The organism is Streptomyces sp. NPDC015032, assembly GCF_043080425.1.
In the GTDB taxonomy this organism is placed as follows: Bacteria; Actinomycetota; Actinomycetes; order Streptomycetales; family Streptomycetaceae; genus Streptomyces.
The window spans coordinates 378428-393937 of record NZ_JBIBVN010000001.1 but is presented as its reverse complement, the minus strand read 5'-3'; the positions used below and the strand labels follow the sequence as shown (position 1 = coordinate 393937).

Here is a 15510-nt window from a genome sequence, read left to right as displayed (position 1 = left end):
TCACATCCGGAAGACGCCGAAGCCGGGCGCCGCGTAGTCCTTCTGGGGCAGCGGGGCGTTGGCACACGCGGTCAGTGCGAGTCCCAGCACCTGCCGGGTCTCCATCGGGTCGATCACACCGTCGTCCCACAGCCGGGCCGTGGCGTAGTAGGCGTTGCCCTGGGTCTCGTACTGCTCGCGGATCGGGGCCCTGAAGGCCTCCTCGTCCGCCGCGCTCCAGTCGTCGCCCAGCTGGTCGCGCTTGACCGTCGCGAGGACGGACGCGGCCTGCTCGCCGCCCATGACGGAGATCTTGGCGTTGGGCCACATCCACAGGAAGCGGGGGGAGTAGGCACGCCCGCACATCGAGTAGTTGCCGGCCCCGTACGACCCGCCGACCACCACCGTCAGCTTCGGTACGCGGGTGCAGGCGACCGCCGTCACCATCTTGGCGCCGTGCTTGGCGATGCCGCCGGCCTCGTAGTCCCGCCCCACCATGAAGCCCGAGATGTTCTGCAGGAAGACCAGCGGGATGCCGCGCTGGTCGCACAGCTCGATGAAGTGGGCGCCCTTCTGGGCGGACTCGGAGAACAGGATGCCGTTGTTGGCGACGATCCCGACCGGGTGGCCGTGGATCCGGGCGAAGCCGGTGATCAGCGTCGTGCCGTACTCCGCCTTGAACTCCGCGAACCGCGAGCCGTCCACCACCCGGGCGATCACCTCGCGCACGTCGTACGGCGTCCGGGAGTCGACCGGGACGGCCCCGTACAGCCCGGCGGGATCGACCTTCGGCTCCTCGGCCGGCCGCACGGACCACGGGAGCGCCCCACGGTCCGGCAGTGTGGCGACGATGTTCCGCACGATCCGCAGCGCGTGCGCGTCGTCCTCGGCGAGATGGTCGGTCACCCCCGACGTACGGGAGTGCACCTCGCCGCCGCCGAGCTCCTCGGCCGTCACGACCTCGCCGGTGGCGGCCTTCACCAGCGGCGGACCGCCCAGGAAGATCGTGCCCTGGTTCCGTACGATCACGGCCTCGTCGCTCATCGCGGGGACGTACGCCCCGCCCGCCGTGCACGACCCCAGCACGGCCGCGATCTGCGGGATGCCGGCCCCCGACATCCGCGCCTGGTTGTAGAAGATCCGCCCGAAGTGCTCCCGGTCCGGGAAGACCTCGTCCTGCATCGGCAGGAACGCGCCGCCCGAGTCGACGAGATACAGGCAGGGAAGCCGGTTCTCCAGCGCCACTTCCTGGGCGCGGAGGTGCTTCTTCACGGTCATCGGGTAGTACGTGCCGCCCTTGACGGTCGCGTCATTGGCGACGATCACGCACTCCCGGCCGCTGACCCGGCCGATTCCGGCGATCACCCCGGCCGCCGGGGCGGCGCCCCCGTACAGCCCCTCGGCCGCCAGCGGGGCCAGCTCCAGGAACGGGGAACCCGGATCGAGCAGGGTGTCCACCCGGTCCCTGGGCAGCAGCTTGCCGCGCGCCACATGCCGGGCGCGCGCCTTCTCACCCCCGCCGAGCCTGGCCGTGGCGAGCCGCGTGCGCAGCTCGTCGGCGAGCGCGTGATGCGCCGCCTCGTTGGCCTGCCAGGCCTCGGAGGCGGGATCGGCCGCGCTCGCCAGCACCGGTGCCTGCTGCATCCTGTCGAGCCCCCTTGCCCGTACCGCAGTGGTTAATGACCGTTAACGTCTGCCTCAAGGTTAACGACCGCTAACAGGCTTGTCCAGGGCGCTCTGCCGGTACCCGCAGTGGTTCCGGCAGGTATCGGTCATATACGTCCGCGGAGGGCGGGGCGCGCGGTGGGCCCGGAATAATGACCCGCGCCGCTCCCCGACCCGGAGCGGCACCGGTCGCGGGTCCGACGAGGGCCGTGACCGAGCGAGTTGCCTGGCGCGTGTGGGGGGCTCCGGTCGTCATGGCCGGGGGCTTGTAACGGCCGACGGCCGATCGGGTGGGGGAATCAGCGGATGACGCAGCAGTCGAAGCCGGTGCGAGGGGCGGGCCGGGGGACGGCCGAGGGGGAGATGGAGAGGCCGCGCATCCTCGAAGTGGACGCCCTGCGCGGATTCGCGCTCGCCGGGATCCTGGTCGTGAACGTGCTGACGACGGCCGGGCCTCCGGGCGTCAGGGGCGGGCTCGCGCAGGTGCACGCGGCGGACGGGGCCGTGGAATGGCTGGTCGTTCTCCTCGCGCAGTCGAAGTTCTACCTGCTCTTCTCCTTCCTCTTCGGCTACAGCTTCACCCTTCAGATGGACTCGGCCACCCGCGCCGGGGCACGCTTCGTCCCCCGGATGTCGCGGCGGCTGGCCGGACTGTTCGTGCTCGGACTCACGCACGCGGTGCTGCTCTACACCGGCGACATCCTCATGATGTATGCCCTGTGTGGACTGGTCCTGCTGGCCGCCCGGAACGCCGGGCCCGCGAAGGTCTGGCGGGCGGCGCTCTGGGTGTACGGCGTCGCCGGAGGGTTCCTGCTGCTCGTCGGTCTGGGCGCCGCGCTGTTCGATCCCGGTGACCTGAGCGAATCCGCCGCGGTGAAGGCCGAGCTGACCGCCGCCTACACGGGTGGCTTCACCGAGGTCGTCAGCGCCAACATCAGGGCTCTGCCCGACAGCGTGGCAGCCCTTGCGCTGATGGGCGGTTATGTCGTCGCCGCCTTCCTCGTGGGGTTCGTAGCCGGCCGGCGGCAGTGGCTCGGAGCAGCCGCGCTCACCGACCGGGCGCGGCTGCTCCGCATCTTTCTGACAGGTCTCGCCATCGGAGTCCCCGGGGCGGTCTGCTCCGCGGCTGCGATGGCGGGGCCGCTGCCGGAGCGCTGGGAACTGTTCGGCCTGGCAGTCGGCCTGGCCGCGGCCCCGGCGCTCTCGGCCGCGTACGCCACGGGGCTGCTGCTGTGGTTCGCCACGCCGAGCGGCGCCGCGACGGCGCGGGCCCTCGCGCCTGCCGGGCGGATGGCGCTGACCAACTACCTGACCCAGTCCCTCGTCATGGCCCTCGTCTTCTCCGGGTACGGCCTGGGGCTGTACGGCCGTACGGGCGCGGCGGCGGCGGTCGGCGGGGCGCTCGTGCTCTACGCCTGCCAGCTCGCGCTCAGCGGGTGGCTGATGCGGCGTCACCGGCTCGGGCCCGTGGAGTGGGTGTTGCGCGCGGTGACACTGTGGGCGTGGCCCCCGAGGGCGGCGGGAGGCCGCTGAACGGGGGCATCGCACGGGGGTCGGCCGCTCGCCCGGTGTTCGCCCGCGACTGTGGTGGGGGTCGTGCTCGGGGGTGTCGCCGGGCATCCCGGGCGCCGGGTCGGAATTCATCGGCAGCCCTCGGCCCTCGGTCCTCCGCCCTCGGCTCTCGGCCCTCGGCTTCGAGCGGCCGGGGCCGCTGCCGGCTGCCGGGGCTTGCCCGAGGGGACGACGTCCGCCCGCCCGGTCGACGGGTGTCCGGCCGGCGCGGAGAATGGGTGGGGCCGGAAGCGGGCGGGGTGGCCGCCATCGCGGACACCCGTCCCACACTCACCGACCGGGCGCTCGCGGAGTTCGGGGAGGGCATCGAGCAGCATGCGCGCCTGTGACGCCGCGTGCGGCCCTCGCCCGCCCGCGCTTGGGTTAACGCTCGCTAACCCGACTGTCTAGAATCGAATCCATGACCACCAGGACGGACGCCCCCACCCGCCGCGAGCAGATCCTCAAGGAGGCCGCCCGGCTCTTCGCCGAGCGAGGCTTCCACGGCGTCGGCGTCGACGAGATAGGTGCCGCCGTCGGTATCAGCGGCCCCGGTCTCTACCGGCACTTCCCGGGCAAGGACGCGATGCTCGCCGAGCTGCTGGTCGGCATCAGTGAGCGGCTGCTGGCGGGCGGGCAGCTGTGCGTGTCGGAGGACGCGGCCCGTGGGGACGGTTCGCCGCAGGCGCTGCTCGACGCGCTCATTGCGGGCCACATCGACTTCGCCCTCGACGACCGCCCGCTGATCACCCTTCACGACCGCGAGCTGGACCGTCTCCGGGACGCCGACCGCAAGCGGGTCCGCCAGCTCCAGCGGCAGTACGTCGAGGTGTGGGTGGAGGTCGTCCGCGAGCTGTATCCGGAGCTGCCCGAGCACGAGGCCCGCGCGGCCGTCCACGCCGTCTTCGGGCTGCTGAACTCGACCCCGCACCTGGGCCGTCCGGGCGCACAGCCGGACCGCGTCGGCACGGCGGCGCTGCTGCACCGGCTGGCACGCGGGGCGTTCGAGGCGGCGGCCCGTCCATAGGGCGTGCCGGCGGGCGCCCGGCGGGTGCGTCCGCCGATTTCCGCCCGGCCTTGAATATATGAATTGATGCGGGAGGAGTGAGGAGCTCCCGCATATTCCCTTTCCTTTTCCTCGACGAGCTCCGTCGGTCGCGGTGTCGCGTGTCCCTCAGGCATATGGTTTGATCTGTCTCACCCACGCCTGATGGGGAATTTAAATGAAAACATGTCAGGTTTCGATCGTTGTCCCCTGTTTCAATGAGGACGAGGTCATCGAGGTATTCCACCGTGCGTTGATCTCCGCCCTCGAACCGACTCGGCGGACCTTCGAGATCTGTTATGTCGACGACGGCAGCAGCGACCGGACCAGGCTCCGGATCGGTTCGCTCGCCACCGCGGACCGACGGGTCCGCTACACCTCCTTCAGCCGAAATTTCGGCAAGGAGGCCGCCATGCTCGCGGGACTGCGCATGTCCCGCGGCGACGCCGTCGTCCTCATGGACGCCGACCTCCAGCACCCGCCCGAACTGCTGCCCCGCATGCTGGAGCTGCGGCAGCGCGGCTACGACCAGGTCGTCGCGCGGCGCGACCGTGCGGGGGAAGGGGTCCTGCGCACCCTTCTCAGCGCCTTCTACTACCGGGCCATGGGCCGGTGCATGGACGTCGAGGTGGTCGACGGCGAGGGCGACTTCAGGCTGCTGTCGCGCACCGCCGTGGACGCCGTGCTCGCACTGCCCGAGACCAACCGGTTCTCCAAGGGGATCTTCTCCTGGATCGGCTTCGACACCGTCGGCTTCACCTACCGGAACATCCAGCGCGCGGCGGGACGTTCGAAGTGGGGCGGCAGACGCCTGTTCAACTACGGAATCGACGGGCTGATCTCCTTCAACAGCCGCCCGCTGCGCCTGGCCATCCACATCGGCCTCGCGCTCGCGCTGGCGGCACTGGGATACGCCCTGTGGACCATCGCCGGCGTCGTGCTCCACGGCGTCGCCGTACCCGGCTACACCACCCTGCTGACCGCCGTCGTGGCAATCGGCGGAATCCAGCTCGCCACGCTCGGCGTCATCGGCGAATACGTGGGACGCATCTACTACGAAGTGAAACGCCGCCCGCACTATGTGGTGCGCGAGACGAGCGAATCCCCGAAAGCGGCACCGTTCGATATTCCGGCAGGGGGCCATTCGGGCCTGTCCGCCCCCGCGGCCGGGAGACCCAGGGCGGGACGCGCCGGGTCGACCGCGATCGGAGCGTCCAGGTTCCGCACCGTACGCCAGTTCCTCGTTTTCGGGATGATCGGTGTCATCAATACGGCGGTATATCTCGGGGTGTACGTCTCGCTGAATACCTGGATTCCCTATCTGGCCGCGCATGTCATCGGATACGTGGTCAGCATCGTGGGGTCGTTCCTGCTCAACTCCTACATCACCTGCCGGACGAAGCCGACCTGGCACGCCTTCGTCCGGTATCCGCTGTCGAGCGTCGTCAACCTCGTACTCACCGGCGTCCTGCTCTACCTCGGCGTGAGCAGGCTGGGCATGGACAAGAACGTCGCCGCCGTGGCCGCGGGGATCCTCGCCACCCCCTTCTCGTTCCTGCTCGCCCGCTGGGCCATCGACTCCGGTGCCGCCCTGGCCCGGCAGAGCGCCGGCCCGGCCGAGAGCAGCGCCGGACACACCACACCGTGAACCCACACCGCCTGAACCTCTTGGCGCGCCACGCGCGAGCAACGTACGAAGGGCACCAGCGCACATGACCACGGACACGTCGAAATCCACCGGCACACAGGCGGCGGGAGGGGAATCCCCCCGGCCCGGAGCCCGCCCGCGCCCCGCGCGCCGGTGGGTGACGACCGGGACGGCGGGCCTCGCCCTGCTGCCGCTCGCTCTGCTCGGCGCGGCCTTCTGGATCGGCCGGCTGGTCCGCCCCGGAGGGGACGACTGGTGCTTCCTCCCGGTCGTCCGGGACGAGGGTGCCGCCGGGATGATCGGGAAGTTCTTCCTCCACGACAACGGACGCATCGCCAACGCGCTGCTCGTCATCGCGTACGGGGCCTTCGGCGTCCCCGGCCACCAATGGTTCGCCCTGGTCAGCGGGGTGCTCATGCTGGGCATCCTCTGGGCGCTGATCGCCTCCGCACTCAAGAAGGCCGGGCTGACCGCCCCACGCGGGCTGGCGCTGCTGGTGGCCGCGACGACGGCGGCGCTCTTCTTCCTCGCGACGCCCAACCCGTACAAGACGTTCTACTGGCCCGCCTCCTCCGTCTCGCACACCGTCGCACCGGTACTGGCCTGCGCCGCCGTGATCCCCCTGCTGCGCGCACGGACGCGGTGGGGACGCGCCTTCGCGCTGGGCGCCGCGTACCTGGTGGGGATCTTCATCGGCACCCTGTCGGAGGAGACGGCGGTCGTCGCGTTCGTCGCGCTCGCCGCCGTCCTGCTGCTCAGCCGGTGGGCCCTTCCCGGGGCCGGCCGGACCCGTACCCGCGTCTGGTGCGTGGTCGCCTTCGCCGGGGTCGCCGTCGGGACGGCCATCCTGTACCTGTCGCCCGGCGCACGCCATCGGCGTGAACGGTTCGGCGCCGACAGCTCCTCCATGTTCGGTCCGGAGGCGCTGGCCACGGCGCTGCGGGCGTTCGGGCACATCCTGGGGACGATCTTCACGACCTGGCAGTACCTGGGAGCGGTCGCCGTCGGCGTGCTGCTGGGCCTGCTGGTGCGCGGGGGCGAGCGAGGAGCGGACGGGCCGGAGGGGTCCCTGCGCCGCAGGCCCTTCCTCCTGGTCCTGGTCGGATTCCTCGCCTTCCTGGTCTCCGGCTACCTCTGCATCGTCGTCGCCTACCCCGCCTTCGGGGCGAGTGTGGTGACCGCGTCGCGCATCTGGGGCGACTTCCTCCTGCTGTACGTGCTGTTCCTGGTCGGCGTCGGGGCCCTGCTGGGACGGGCGTTGCGGGCCCGCCGGTGGGGGATCCGCGCGGGGACGGCGGTGGCCGCCGGAACCGTGTGCGTCGCGGCCTGCGTCGGCCTCGCCGTCCCGCTGCTCCAGCTGGAACAGCGGATGGACGTGCGCGCCCAGCGCTGGGACCGGCAGGACCGGTGGCTGAGGGAACAGGTGGCGCACGGCGCCCAGGTGCTTCCGTACACACCGGTGTCGGTCAGCTCGATGGGGGAGCCGTTCGGCGACCACGGCAAGAGGCTGTGGCCCGGGCAGTGCGTCGCCCAGTACTACCACCTCAAGAAGATCACGTACTCGACCCAGCTTCCCTGAGCGGGCGATGAGCAGGCGACGAGCGGGCGGCCGGACCGGCCGTGGTGCAAGACACCCGGCACACTGCGCACACCTGACGGCACAATGGGTTCATGCCGATACCCAGCCGTGCCGCCCTCGTCGAGCACCTCGTCCGTACGCGCATCGCCGGAGACGTCGCCACACCCCGCGACAACAACCTCTCCCACTACCGCAAGCTCGCCAACGGCGACCGTCACTACTGGCTGGGCCTGGAGCTCGGGGACCGGTGGTCCGACGAGCAGGACGTGCTGGCCGTGATGGCCGAGCGCTGCGGGGTCAGCGACGACCCGGAGCACCGGTTCGGCCAGGACACCATCGACCCGGAGCTGACGGTCGACGCCCTGGACCGGATGGCGGCGCGGCTGCGGAAGGCGGCGGAGGGCGCGCAGCGCGTGCTCTTCGCGACCGGCCACCCGGGCGGGCTCCTCGATGTGCACCGTCAGACCGCACAGGCACTGCGGGCCGCCGGGTGCGAGATCGTCCGGATCCCCTCGGGGCTGGTGGCCGACGAGGGCATGGTGTTCCAGTTCGCGGACGTCGCGGTGCAGGAGCGTGGCGCGACGCTCTGGCACACGCACTCGCCCGCCCCGATGGCCGCGATCCTGGACGGTCTGGAGCGGGAGGGCCGGCCGCTGCCGGACCTGGTGGTCGCCGACCACGGCTGGGCGGGGTGCGCGGCGCAGCGCGGGCTGGACGCGGTGGGGTACGCGGACTGCAACGACCCGGCGCTCTTCCTCGGTGAGGCGGAGGGGACGCTCCAGGTGGCCGTGCCGCTGGACGACCATGTGCTGGACCCGCGGTACTACGACCCGCTGACGGACTATCTGCTGGACGCGGCGGGGCTGATCTGACGTCACCGGGGCGGCGCGCTGCGGGTGCGGCTCCGGCCGCTCACCCGCCGGGCGGCCGCGGGACCGGGGCCCGGCGCCGCTGGCCCCGCCCCGGCGCCGGGGCGGGACGGACCCGGCGGACGGACGGACCTGGCGGACGGACGGCTCCGGCGGACGGACGGGTACCGCTCTCCGGTCAGTCCCGGGGGACGCGGACCACGCCCTCCTGGATGACGCTGATCGCCAGCCGGCCGTCCTGCGTGTAGATACGGGCCTGGCCGAGCCCGCGCCCGCCGGACGCGGACGGCGACTCCTGGTCGTACAGCAGCCATTCGTCGGCCCGGAACGGCCGGTGGAACCACATCGCGTGGTCCAGGCTCGCCCCGACCACGTCGCCGACCGCCCAGCCTCCGCGCCCATGGGCGAGGAGCACCGAGTCGAGCAGCGTCATGTCGGAGACGTACGTCGCCATGCAGACGTGCAGCAGCGGATCGTCCGCGAGCTTGCCGTTCGTGCGGAACCACACCTGGGAACGGGGCTCGCGCGGTTCGCCGACCGTGCCGAAGGGCGGGTCGTCCACATAGCGCAGGTCGACCGCGGCCCGCGCCTCGATCAGCCGGTCCACGACCTGCGGATCGCTGAAGCGGTCCGCGTACCGGGGCAGCATCTGGGCGGCCGTGGGCAGCGTCTCCGGGTCCGGGGCGGGCGGCATGGCCGCCTGGTGCTCCAGGCCCTCCTCGTACGTCTGGAAGGACGCCGACAGATGGAAGATCGGCTGGCCGTGCTGGACGGCGACGACCCGGCGGGTGGTGAAGGACCGGCCATCCCGGATGCGGTCGACGCTGTAGACGATCGGCACGCCCGGGTCGCCCATCCGCAGGAAGTACGAGTGCAGGGAGTGGGCCGTGCGATCGGCGGGGACGGTGCGGCCCGCGGCGACCAGGGCCTGGGCCGCGACCTGGCCGCCGAAGACACGGGGAACGACCGCCGAACGGCTCGTGCCCCGGAAGATGTCCCGCTCGATCTGCTCCAGGTCGAGCAGATCGAGCAGGGAGTCAAGTGCTGAGCTCATGGAGGGAACGTAACCGTTCTACAGGCCCATGGACTTGGCGATGATCGACTTCATGACCTCGCTGGTACCGCCGTAGATGCGGTTGACCCGGTTGTCGGCGTAGAGGCGGGCGACCGGGTACTCGTTCATGTAGCCGTAGCCGCCGTGCAGCTGGAGGCAGCGGTCGATGACGCGGTGTGCGACCTCGGTGCAGAACAGCTTCGCGGAGGCGGCCTCGGCGGGGGTCAGCTCCCCGGCGTCGAGGGCCTCGATGGCGCGGTCGCAGACGGCCTCGGCGGCGTCCACCTCGGCCTGGCAGGCGGCCAGCTCGAACTTGGTGTTCTGGAACGACGCGACGGTCTTCCCGAAGACGGTGCGCTCCTGCACGTACTGCTGGGCGAACCGGACGGCGGCCTTGGCCTGCGCGTACGCGCCGACGGCGATGCCGAGGCGCTCCTGCGGCAGGTTCTGGCCGAGGTAGGAGAAGCCCTTGTTCTCCTCACCGAGGAGGTCCTCGACCGGCACCTTCACGTCGACGAATGCCAGCTCGGCGGTGTCGGAGGTGCGCAGCCCCAGCTTGTCGAGCTTGCGTCCGACCGAGTAGCCCGCGGCCTTGGTGTCGACGACGAGCAGGGAGATGCCGTGCCGGCGGTCGTCCGCCTTGGGCGCGTCCGTACGGGCGCAGACGATGACCCGGTCGGCGTGGACGCCGCCGGTGATGAACGTCTTCGCGCCGTTGAGGACGTAGTGCGTGCCGTCCTCGGAGAGCTTGGCGGTGGTCTTCATGCCCGCCAGGTCGGAGCCGGTGCCCGGCTCGGTCATGGCGATGGCGTACATCGTCCTGCCGCTGACGAAGTCCGGCAGCCAGCGCTTCTTCTGTTCCTCGGTGGCGTACGCCTTGATGTACGGCAGGCAGAGCAGGACGTGCACGCCGGAGCCGCCGAAGTTGACGGCCGCGCGGGCGCACTCCTCGGAGATGATCGCCTCGAACTTGAACGACTCGATCCCGGCGCCGCCGTACTCCTCCGGCACCTCGATGCCGAATATGCCCAGCTCGGCGAGCTTGTAGTAGAAGTCGCGGGGCACCTGGCCCGCCGCGAACCACTCGTCGTAGACGGGGGCGACCTCGGCCTCGATGAAGGCGCGGATGGTCTCCCGGAACGCCTCGTGGTCCTCGTTGAATACCGTACGGCGCACGGGGGTGCCTCCTTGGTCAGCTGCGATCGGCTTCGGGCGAGCTTCGGGCGAGCTTCGGCCAGGTTGGCTAAGCGCTTGCTCAGTCCTGAATCAAAAGTTACCCGGCAGTCATTGGCGCTGTCCAGGGTGATACTCAGCACGCTCGCCCTGATGGATCGGCCGGCGTTCCGGCCGGCCTTCCGGTCGGTGTTCCGGTTGGTGTTCCGGCCGCGGACGCGCCGGAGCCCTTCCCGGCCGGTGGCCGGGAAGGGCTCCTCACGCCTTCTCCGCTGCTGCCTACTGAGGCTTGAACGAGCGGATCTGGTAGTTCCCCTGGAGGTTGCCGCCCTTTCCGGCGGGGGTGGAGCCGACCCGGGCGTTGTAGTTGGTCTGGGTGTAGTACTGCACGCGATGTCCGGTCGCGTTCCACACGGAGCGGACGTTCTGGCCCCGCTGGATGAAGGAACAGTTGTCGGCGGTATTCGCCCGCTGCTTGTCCGACCACTGGCAGCGGGTACCACCTCCGTTCCAGTCGCTGTAGATACAGAAGTAACCGGGACTGCAACTGTAGGAAGCGCGGGCGCTCTCGACGGTGGCGTTCGCGACGGTGCTCTTCACGGCGGTGCTCTTCACGGCGGTGTTCTGTGCGGCGGTGTTCTCGGCGGCCCCGGCGGCGGCGGGCCCGGTGCCGAGCCCCAGGGCCAAGGCGATCGAGGTGACGGCGAGCGCGGTGATGCGGTTCATGACGGAGACCTCTTCTCCTGACGGCGATCAGAGTTCTGTCCCTGATCACCGGCAGCCTGGCACGGCTGTGACCTGCGCAGACAGGCGCGGAAAGGGGCGCTCGAAGCCCGCTCGGGGAGGTGGGGCACTCCTGCGCGCACCGGCGTGAACGTGCGCCCGGCGTGATCGCATGAGGCGGAGGCATGGCTGCCTCCTTCATTGCCTGACCACGCACCAAACCGACAGCAGCCCACGCCCCTTGAGGGCCCGGCCCGCACCCGCTGGTTCGTCACACCTCGACATGCCGCGATTCACGACGAATTCACCCTACGTAGCGTCAAGGGCCTCGTCATGCCTGCGCGTTCCGTCTATCTTCAGGACCGTTCCGGAAGCTTGTGCTCCACAAGGGGCGCCCGGAGTTCCACGTACGCACGAAAGGACAGTGCTTCATCATGAATAAGTTCCGGAGAAGACGGGACCACCGTCCGGCCACCGCCGCCGGCGTCGCCGTGATCTCGGCCGGGCTGCTCCTCCCGCTCCTGGGAAGTCCCGCGGCGATAGCCGACTCCACCGCGGCGGCCCCGGTTTCGCACCCCGTTCAGTACGTGGACCCGCTCATCGGCACCAGCAACGGCGGCAACACCTACCCCGGCGCCAATGTGCCGTTCGGGATGATCGCCTGGTCGCCCACCAGCACCGCGGGCGACCAGACCAACACCGCCGCCGCCAACGGGTACTCCTACAACACCACCCGACTGCGGGGCTTCTCCCTCACTCACGTCAACGGCGCGGGGTGTCACCCCGGAGCAGCTGGTGACGTGCCGATCATGCCGTTCGCCGGCAGCGTGGACTCCTCACCCACCGCCGACACCAAGGACGCGAAGTACGCGGCGAACTTCTCGCACACCGACGAGACGGCCGAGCCGGGCCGCTACCGAGTGGGGCTCGACTCGGGTGTCACCACCGACCTGGCGGTCAGCGAGCGCGCCGGCGTGGCCGACTTCACCTTCCCCGCGGACAAGCCCGCCAGCCTGCTGTTCCGGGTCTCCAACTCCCTGAACGGCAGCGAGGACGCCCACGTCGACATCGACACCGCGCGCAACAAGGTCACCGGCTGGGTGGAGACCGGCGCGTTCTGCGGCCGGCGCGCCAACGGCGGCACCCCCAACAACAACCGCAAGAGCTACTACCGCCTGTACTTCACCGCCGCCTTCGACCGCAGCTTTTCCAGCGTGGGTACCTGGCACGACGACCAGCTCTCCCCCGGGTCCACCAGCGCCGACGGCGGCGAGGGCTACCTGACCGGCTCCGCCCGGGCCGGGCGGGGTTCCGGCGGTTACGTCTCCTTCGACACGGCGACTGACAACGATGTCAACATGAGTGTCGGGATCTCCTACGTCTCCCCGGCCGGTGCGGAGGCGAACCTGCGCGGTGAGATCGCCCCGAACGCGAGCGTCGGGGACGTGGCGAAGGCCGGGAAGGGTGCCTGGGACCGGGCGCTGAAGTCCGTCAAGATCAGCGGTGGCGACGAGGACCGCCGTACCGCCTTCTACACCGCCCTCTACCACGCCCTGCAGCAGCCCAACCTGATCAGCGACCGCAACGGCACCTATGTGGGCATGGACCGCAAGGTCCACGCCCTCGCACGAGGCCAGAAGGCGCAGTACAGCAACTTCTCCGGCTGGGACCAGTACCGGGCCCAGGTGCAGCTGCTCGCCCTGCTCAAGCCGCGTGTCGCGGGCGACTTCGCCCAGTCGCTGTACAACTTCGCGCAGCAGAACGACGGGATCTGGGACCGCTGGGTGCACATCAGCGGCGCCACCCACGTGATGACCGGCGACCCCTCGGCGGCCACCCTGGCGACGTTCTACGCGATGGGCGTGCGCAACTTCGACGCCCAGGGCGCCTTCGACTCCCTGTACCGCCAGGCCACCGTGCCGCACCCGTCCGGGCTGTCCGATGCGGGCTGCCCCGGCCAGTGCGAGGGCAATCGTCCCAACCTCGCCCAGTACATGAAGTCCGGATACGCCGCCCAGGATCAGTGCCACTGCTGGGGCGGCGCCGCCGAGACGCTCGAGGACTCCGTCGCCGACGCGGCTCTCGCACAGTGGGCCAAGCAACTCGGCCGTGACGAGGAGTACAAGACGCTGAGTGAGCGCGGCGGTTACTGGCGGAACGTGTTCAACCCCGCGGCCACCCCGACCGCCGGCTACATCCAGGCACGCAATGCCGATGGTTCCTGGGTGACTCCGTTCAACCCCGCCTCCGACCTCGGCTTCGCCCAGGGCAGCGCCGCCACCTATGTGTGGATGGTGCCGCAGGACATCCAGGGACTCGCCACCGCCATGGGCGGACGCGACAAGGCAGCGGCCCGTCTGGACGACTTCTTCCACAAGCCCGACGGCTCCTGGTCGGTCCGGGGCGGCGACGCGCTGCGCTACGACCCCACCAACGAGCCGGGCATCCACGCTCCGTGGATGTACAACGCACTGGGCAAGCCGTGGAAGACCCAGGAGACCGTCCGCCAGATCGTCGACACCGTGTACGGGACGGGTCCGGCCGGTCTCCCCGGCAACGACGACCTCGGCACCATGTCGGCGTGGTACGTCTTCGCGGCGCTCGGCATCTACCCGAAGGCGCCGGGCTCGGCCGACCTGCTGCTGGGTGCTCCGGTCTTCCCGCATGCCGTCATCGCGGGCGCCGGCGACCGGGCGCGCATCACGATCGACGCTCCCCGGACATCCCGCACCCACCTGTACGTGGACTCGGTGACCCTCGACGACAGGAAGCACGACTCCTCCTGGGTGGACGGCTCGCTCGTGCGCCGGGGCGGCTCCCTGTCGTTCGAGCTGAGCGACCGCGCCGACACCGGCTGGGCGACCAACCCGGGCACCCTGCCTCGCTGATCCGCTGATCCGCTGATCCGCTGATCCGCTGATCCACTGATCCACTGATCCACTGATCCACTGATTCCGGCCGGTCAGTGACGGCCATACGGCCATACGGCCATACGGCCATACGGCCATACGGCCATACGGCCATACGGCCATCGAGCGGAGGCCCGGCCATCGGTCGACGTCACGATCACACTGTGGCGTCGACCGATACGGACTCGGGCGGAAGAATCGGCAGCAGTCGGATCCGGAGGGCACCCGGGCCTTCGGCCGGAAGGGCCGGGATCCGGCGGCCCAAGGCGGTTTCGAACTTACGGCTGCGATGGCTTCGGCAACGTGAGGATTTCGGCTCCGTCCTCGGTGATGGCGATCGTGTGCTCACTGTGTGCCGTCCGGCAGCCCGTTGCGCTCCGGAGCGTCCACCCGTCGGCGTCGGTGACGAGTTCGGCGGTGTCCGCCATGACCCACGGCTCCAGCGCCAGCAGCAGCCCGGGGCGCAGTTTGTATCCACGGCCGGGACGTCCGGTGTTCGCAACGTGCGGGTCCTGGTGCATCGTTGATCCGATGCCATGTCCTCCGAACTCGGTGTTGATCGCGTAACCGGCCTGGCTGAGGACGGTGCCGATGGCATGGGAGATGTTGCCGATGCGAACCCCGGGGCCGGCGGCGGCGATCCCTGCGGCCAGTGCGCGTTCGGTTGCACTGATCATCGCGACGCTCTCCGGGGGCTGCGCGTCGCCCACGATGAAGCTGATGGCGGCGTCTGCGGCGACTCCGCGTTTGGAGACGGCAAGGTCGAGCGTGAGCAGATCGCCGTCGGCGAGCGTGTAGTCGTAGGGCAGTCCATGGAGCACGGCGTCGTTGACGGCCGTGCAGATGTAGTGGCCGAACCGGCCGCGTCCGAAGGACGGCGCGTAGTCGACGTAGCAGGACAGCGCTCCCGCCTCGGCAATCATGGTCTTGGCCCACCGGTCGATGTCCAGGAGGTTCGTGCCGATCGTGCTACGGCCCTTCAGTGTCTGCAGGATGTCTGCGACCAGGGCGCCTGTGTCTTTTGCTCGGGTCAGCAGGGTGGGGTTCAGGATCTCGATCATGCGCCGCTTTCCTCACGGAACCAATAACTATACCGGCCATACTATACCGGTATGAGAATTGGGGTTCGTGGTCGGACTGCCGCTCACCCCCACAGAGGCTGTACGTGGACAGCGCCTCGGCGCCCTCCTGCGTCGGGCCCGGGGAGAACGCTCGATGTTCGAGATCGCGCTCGACGCACGTGTCTCACCGAAGACACTCGGGGAGATCGAGCCGGGACGAGGAGACGGCCCTTGGCTTCGCGCCGGGTCGCATC

The 15510-nt window shown here is 70.2% G+C and carries 11 protein-coding genes and 1 pseudogene; 7 read left to right on the top strand and 5 right to left on the bottom strand.

Going from position 1 to position 15510, the window contains the following annotated elements:
* Complete coding sequence (locus tag ACF08M_RS01680; protein WP_392183240.1) at window positions 1–1623, bottom strand: carboxyl transferase domain-containing protein; 1623 nt, start codon at window positions 1621–1623, stop codon at window positions 1–3.
* A gap of 327 nt (window positions 1624–1950) precedes the next feature.
* On the opposite strand from ACF08M_RS01680, the gene ACF08M_RS01675 reads away from it, so the two are divergent.
* The 5 genes from ACF08M_RS01675 (at window position 1951) to ACF08M_RS01655 (ending at window position 8339) form a co-directional block, all read left to right on the top strand.
* The gene (locus tag ACF08M_RS01675) at window positions 1951–3177 is read left to right on the top strand and encodes a DUF418 domain-containing protein (RefSeq protein ID WP_392183239.1); all 1227 of its coding nucleotides are present in this window, start codon (window positions 1951–1953) and stop codon (window positions 3175–3177) included.
* A 439-nt stretch (window positions 3178–3616) separates the two neighbouring features.
* Window positions 3617–4222 (top strand): TetR/AcrR family transcriptional regulator, encoded by a 606-nt coding sequence (locus tag ACF08M_RS01670; RefSeq protein ID WP_392183238.1) that lies wholly within the window; start codon window positions 3617–3619, stop codon window positions 4220–4222.
* Between the two features lie 196 nt (window positions 4223–4418).
* Window positions 4419–5888, top strand: coding sequence for a glycosyltransferase (locus ACF08M_RS01665; protein ID WP_392183237.1), 1470 nt, complete (start codon window positions 4419–4421; stop codon window positions 5886–5888).
* A 64-nt stretch (window positions 5889–5952) separates the two neighbouring features.
* Window positions 5953–7467 carry a DUF6056 family protein gene (locus ACF08M_RS01660; protein WP_392183236.1) on the top strand — a complete coding sequence of 505 codons (1515 nt, stop codon included), beginning with the start codon at window positions 5953–5955 and terminating at the stop codon, window positions 7465–7467.
* A gap of 92 nt (window positions 7468–7559) precedes the next feature.
* Window positions 7560–8339, top strand: a complete 780-nt coding sequence (locus ACF08M_RS01655) for a phosphatase (protein ID WP_392183235.1) — start codon at window positions 7560–7562, stop codon at window positions 8337–8339.
* 175 nt (window positions 8340–8514) lie between these two features.
* Here ACF08M_RS01655 and tesB read toward each other — a convergent pair whose 3' ends face one another.
* The 3 genes from tesB to ACF08M_RS01640 form a co-directional block, all read right to left on the bottom strand.
* Window positions 8515–9390 carry an acyl-CoA thioesterase II gene (tesB, locus tag ACF08M_RS01650; RefSeq protein ID WP_392183234.1) on the bottom strand — a complete coding sequence of 292 codons (876 nt, stop codon included), beginning with the start codon at window positions 9388–9390 and terminating at the stop codon, window positions 8515–8517.
* Between the two features lie 18 nt (window positions 9391–9408).
* Window positions 9409–10566, bottom strand: a complete 1158-nt coding sequence (locus ACF08M_RS01645; protein WP_392183233.1) for an acyl-CoA dehydrogenase family protein — start codon at window positions 10564–10566, stop codon at window positions 9409–9411.
* Window positions 10567–10842: 276 nt separating this feature from the next.
* Window positions 10843–11289, bottom strand: coding sequence for a peptidase inhibitor family I36 protein (locus ACF08M_RS01640; RefSeq protein WP_392183232.1), 447 nt, complete (start codon window positions 11287–11289; stop codon window positions 10843–10845).
* A 431-nt stretch (window positions 11290–11720) separates the two neighbouring features.
* Here ACF08M_RS01640 and ACF08M_RS01635 point away from each other — a divergent pair, with 431 nt between their 5' ends.
* Window positions 11721–14174 carry a GH92 family glycosyl hydrolase gene (locus ACF08M_RS01635; RefSeq protein WP_392183231.1) on the top strand — a complete coding sequence of 818 codons (2454 nt, stop codon included), beginning with the start codon at window positions 11721–11723 and terminating at the stop codon, window positions 14172–14174.
* A 299-nt stretch (window positions 14175–14473) separates the two neighbouring features.
* Here the strand turns inward: ACF08M_RS01635 and map are convergent, their stop codons facing one another.
* Window positions 14474–15256, bottom strand: coding sequence for a type I methionyl aminopeptidase (map, locus tag ACF08M_RS01630; protein WP_392183230.1), 783 nt, complete (start codon window positions 15254–15256; stop codon window positions 14474–14476).
* A gap of 67 nt (window positions 15257–15323) precedes the next feature.
* On the opposite strand from map, the pseudogene ACF08M_RS01625 reads away from it, so the two are divergent.
* Window positions 15324–15476 (top strand): annotated as a pseudogene (locus tag ACF08M_RS01625) (transcriptional regulator); the annotation flags it as partial.
* Window positions 15477–15510 lie beyond the last annotated feature (34 nt).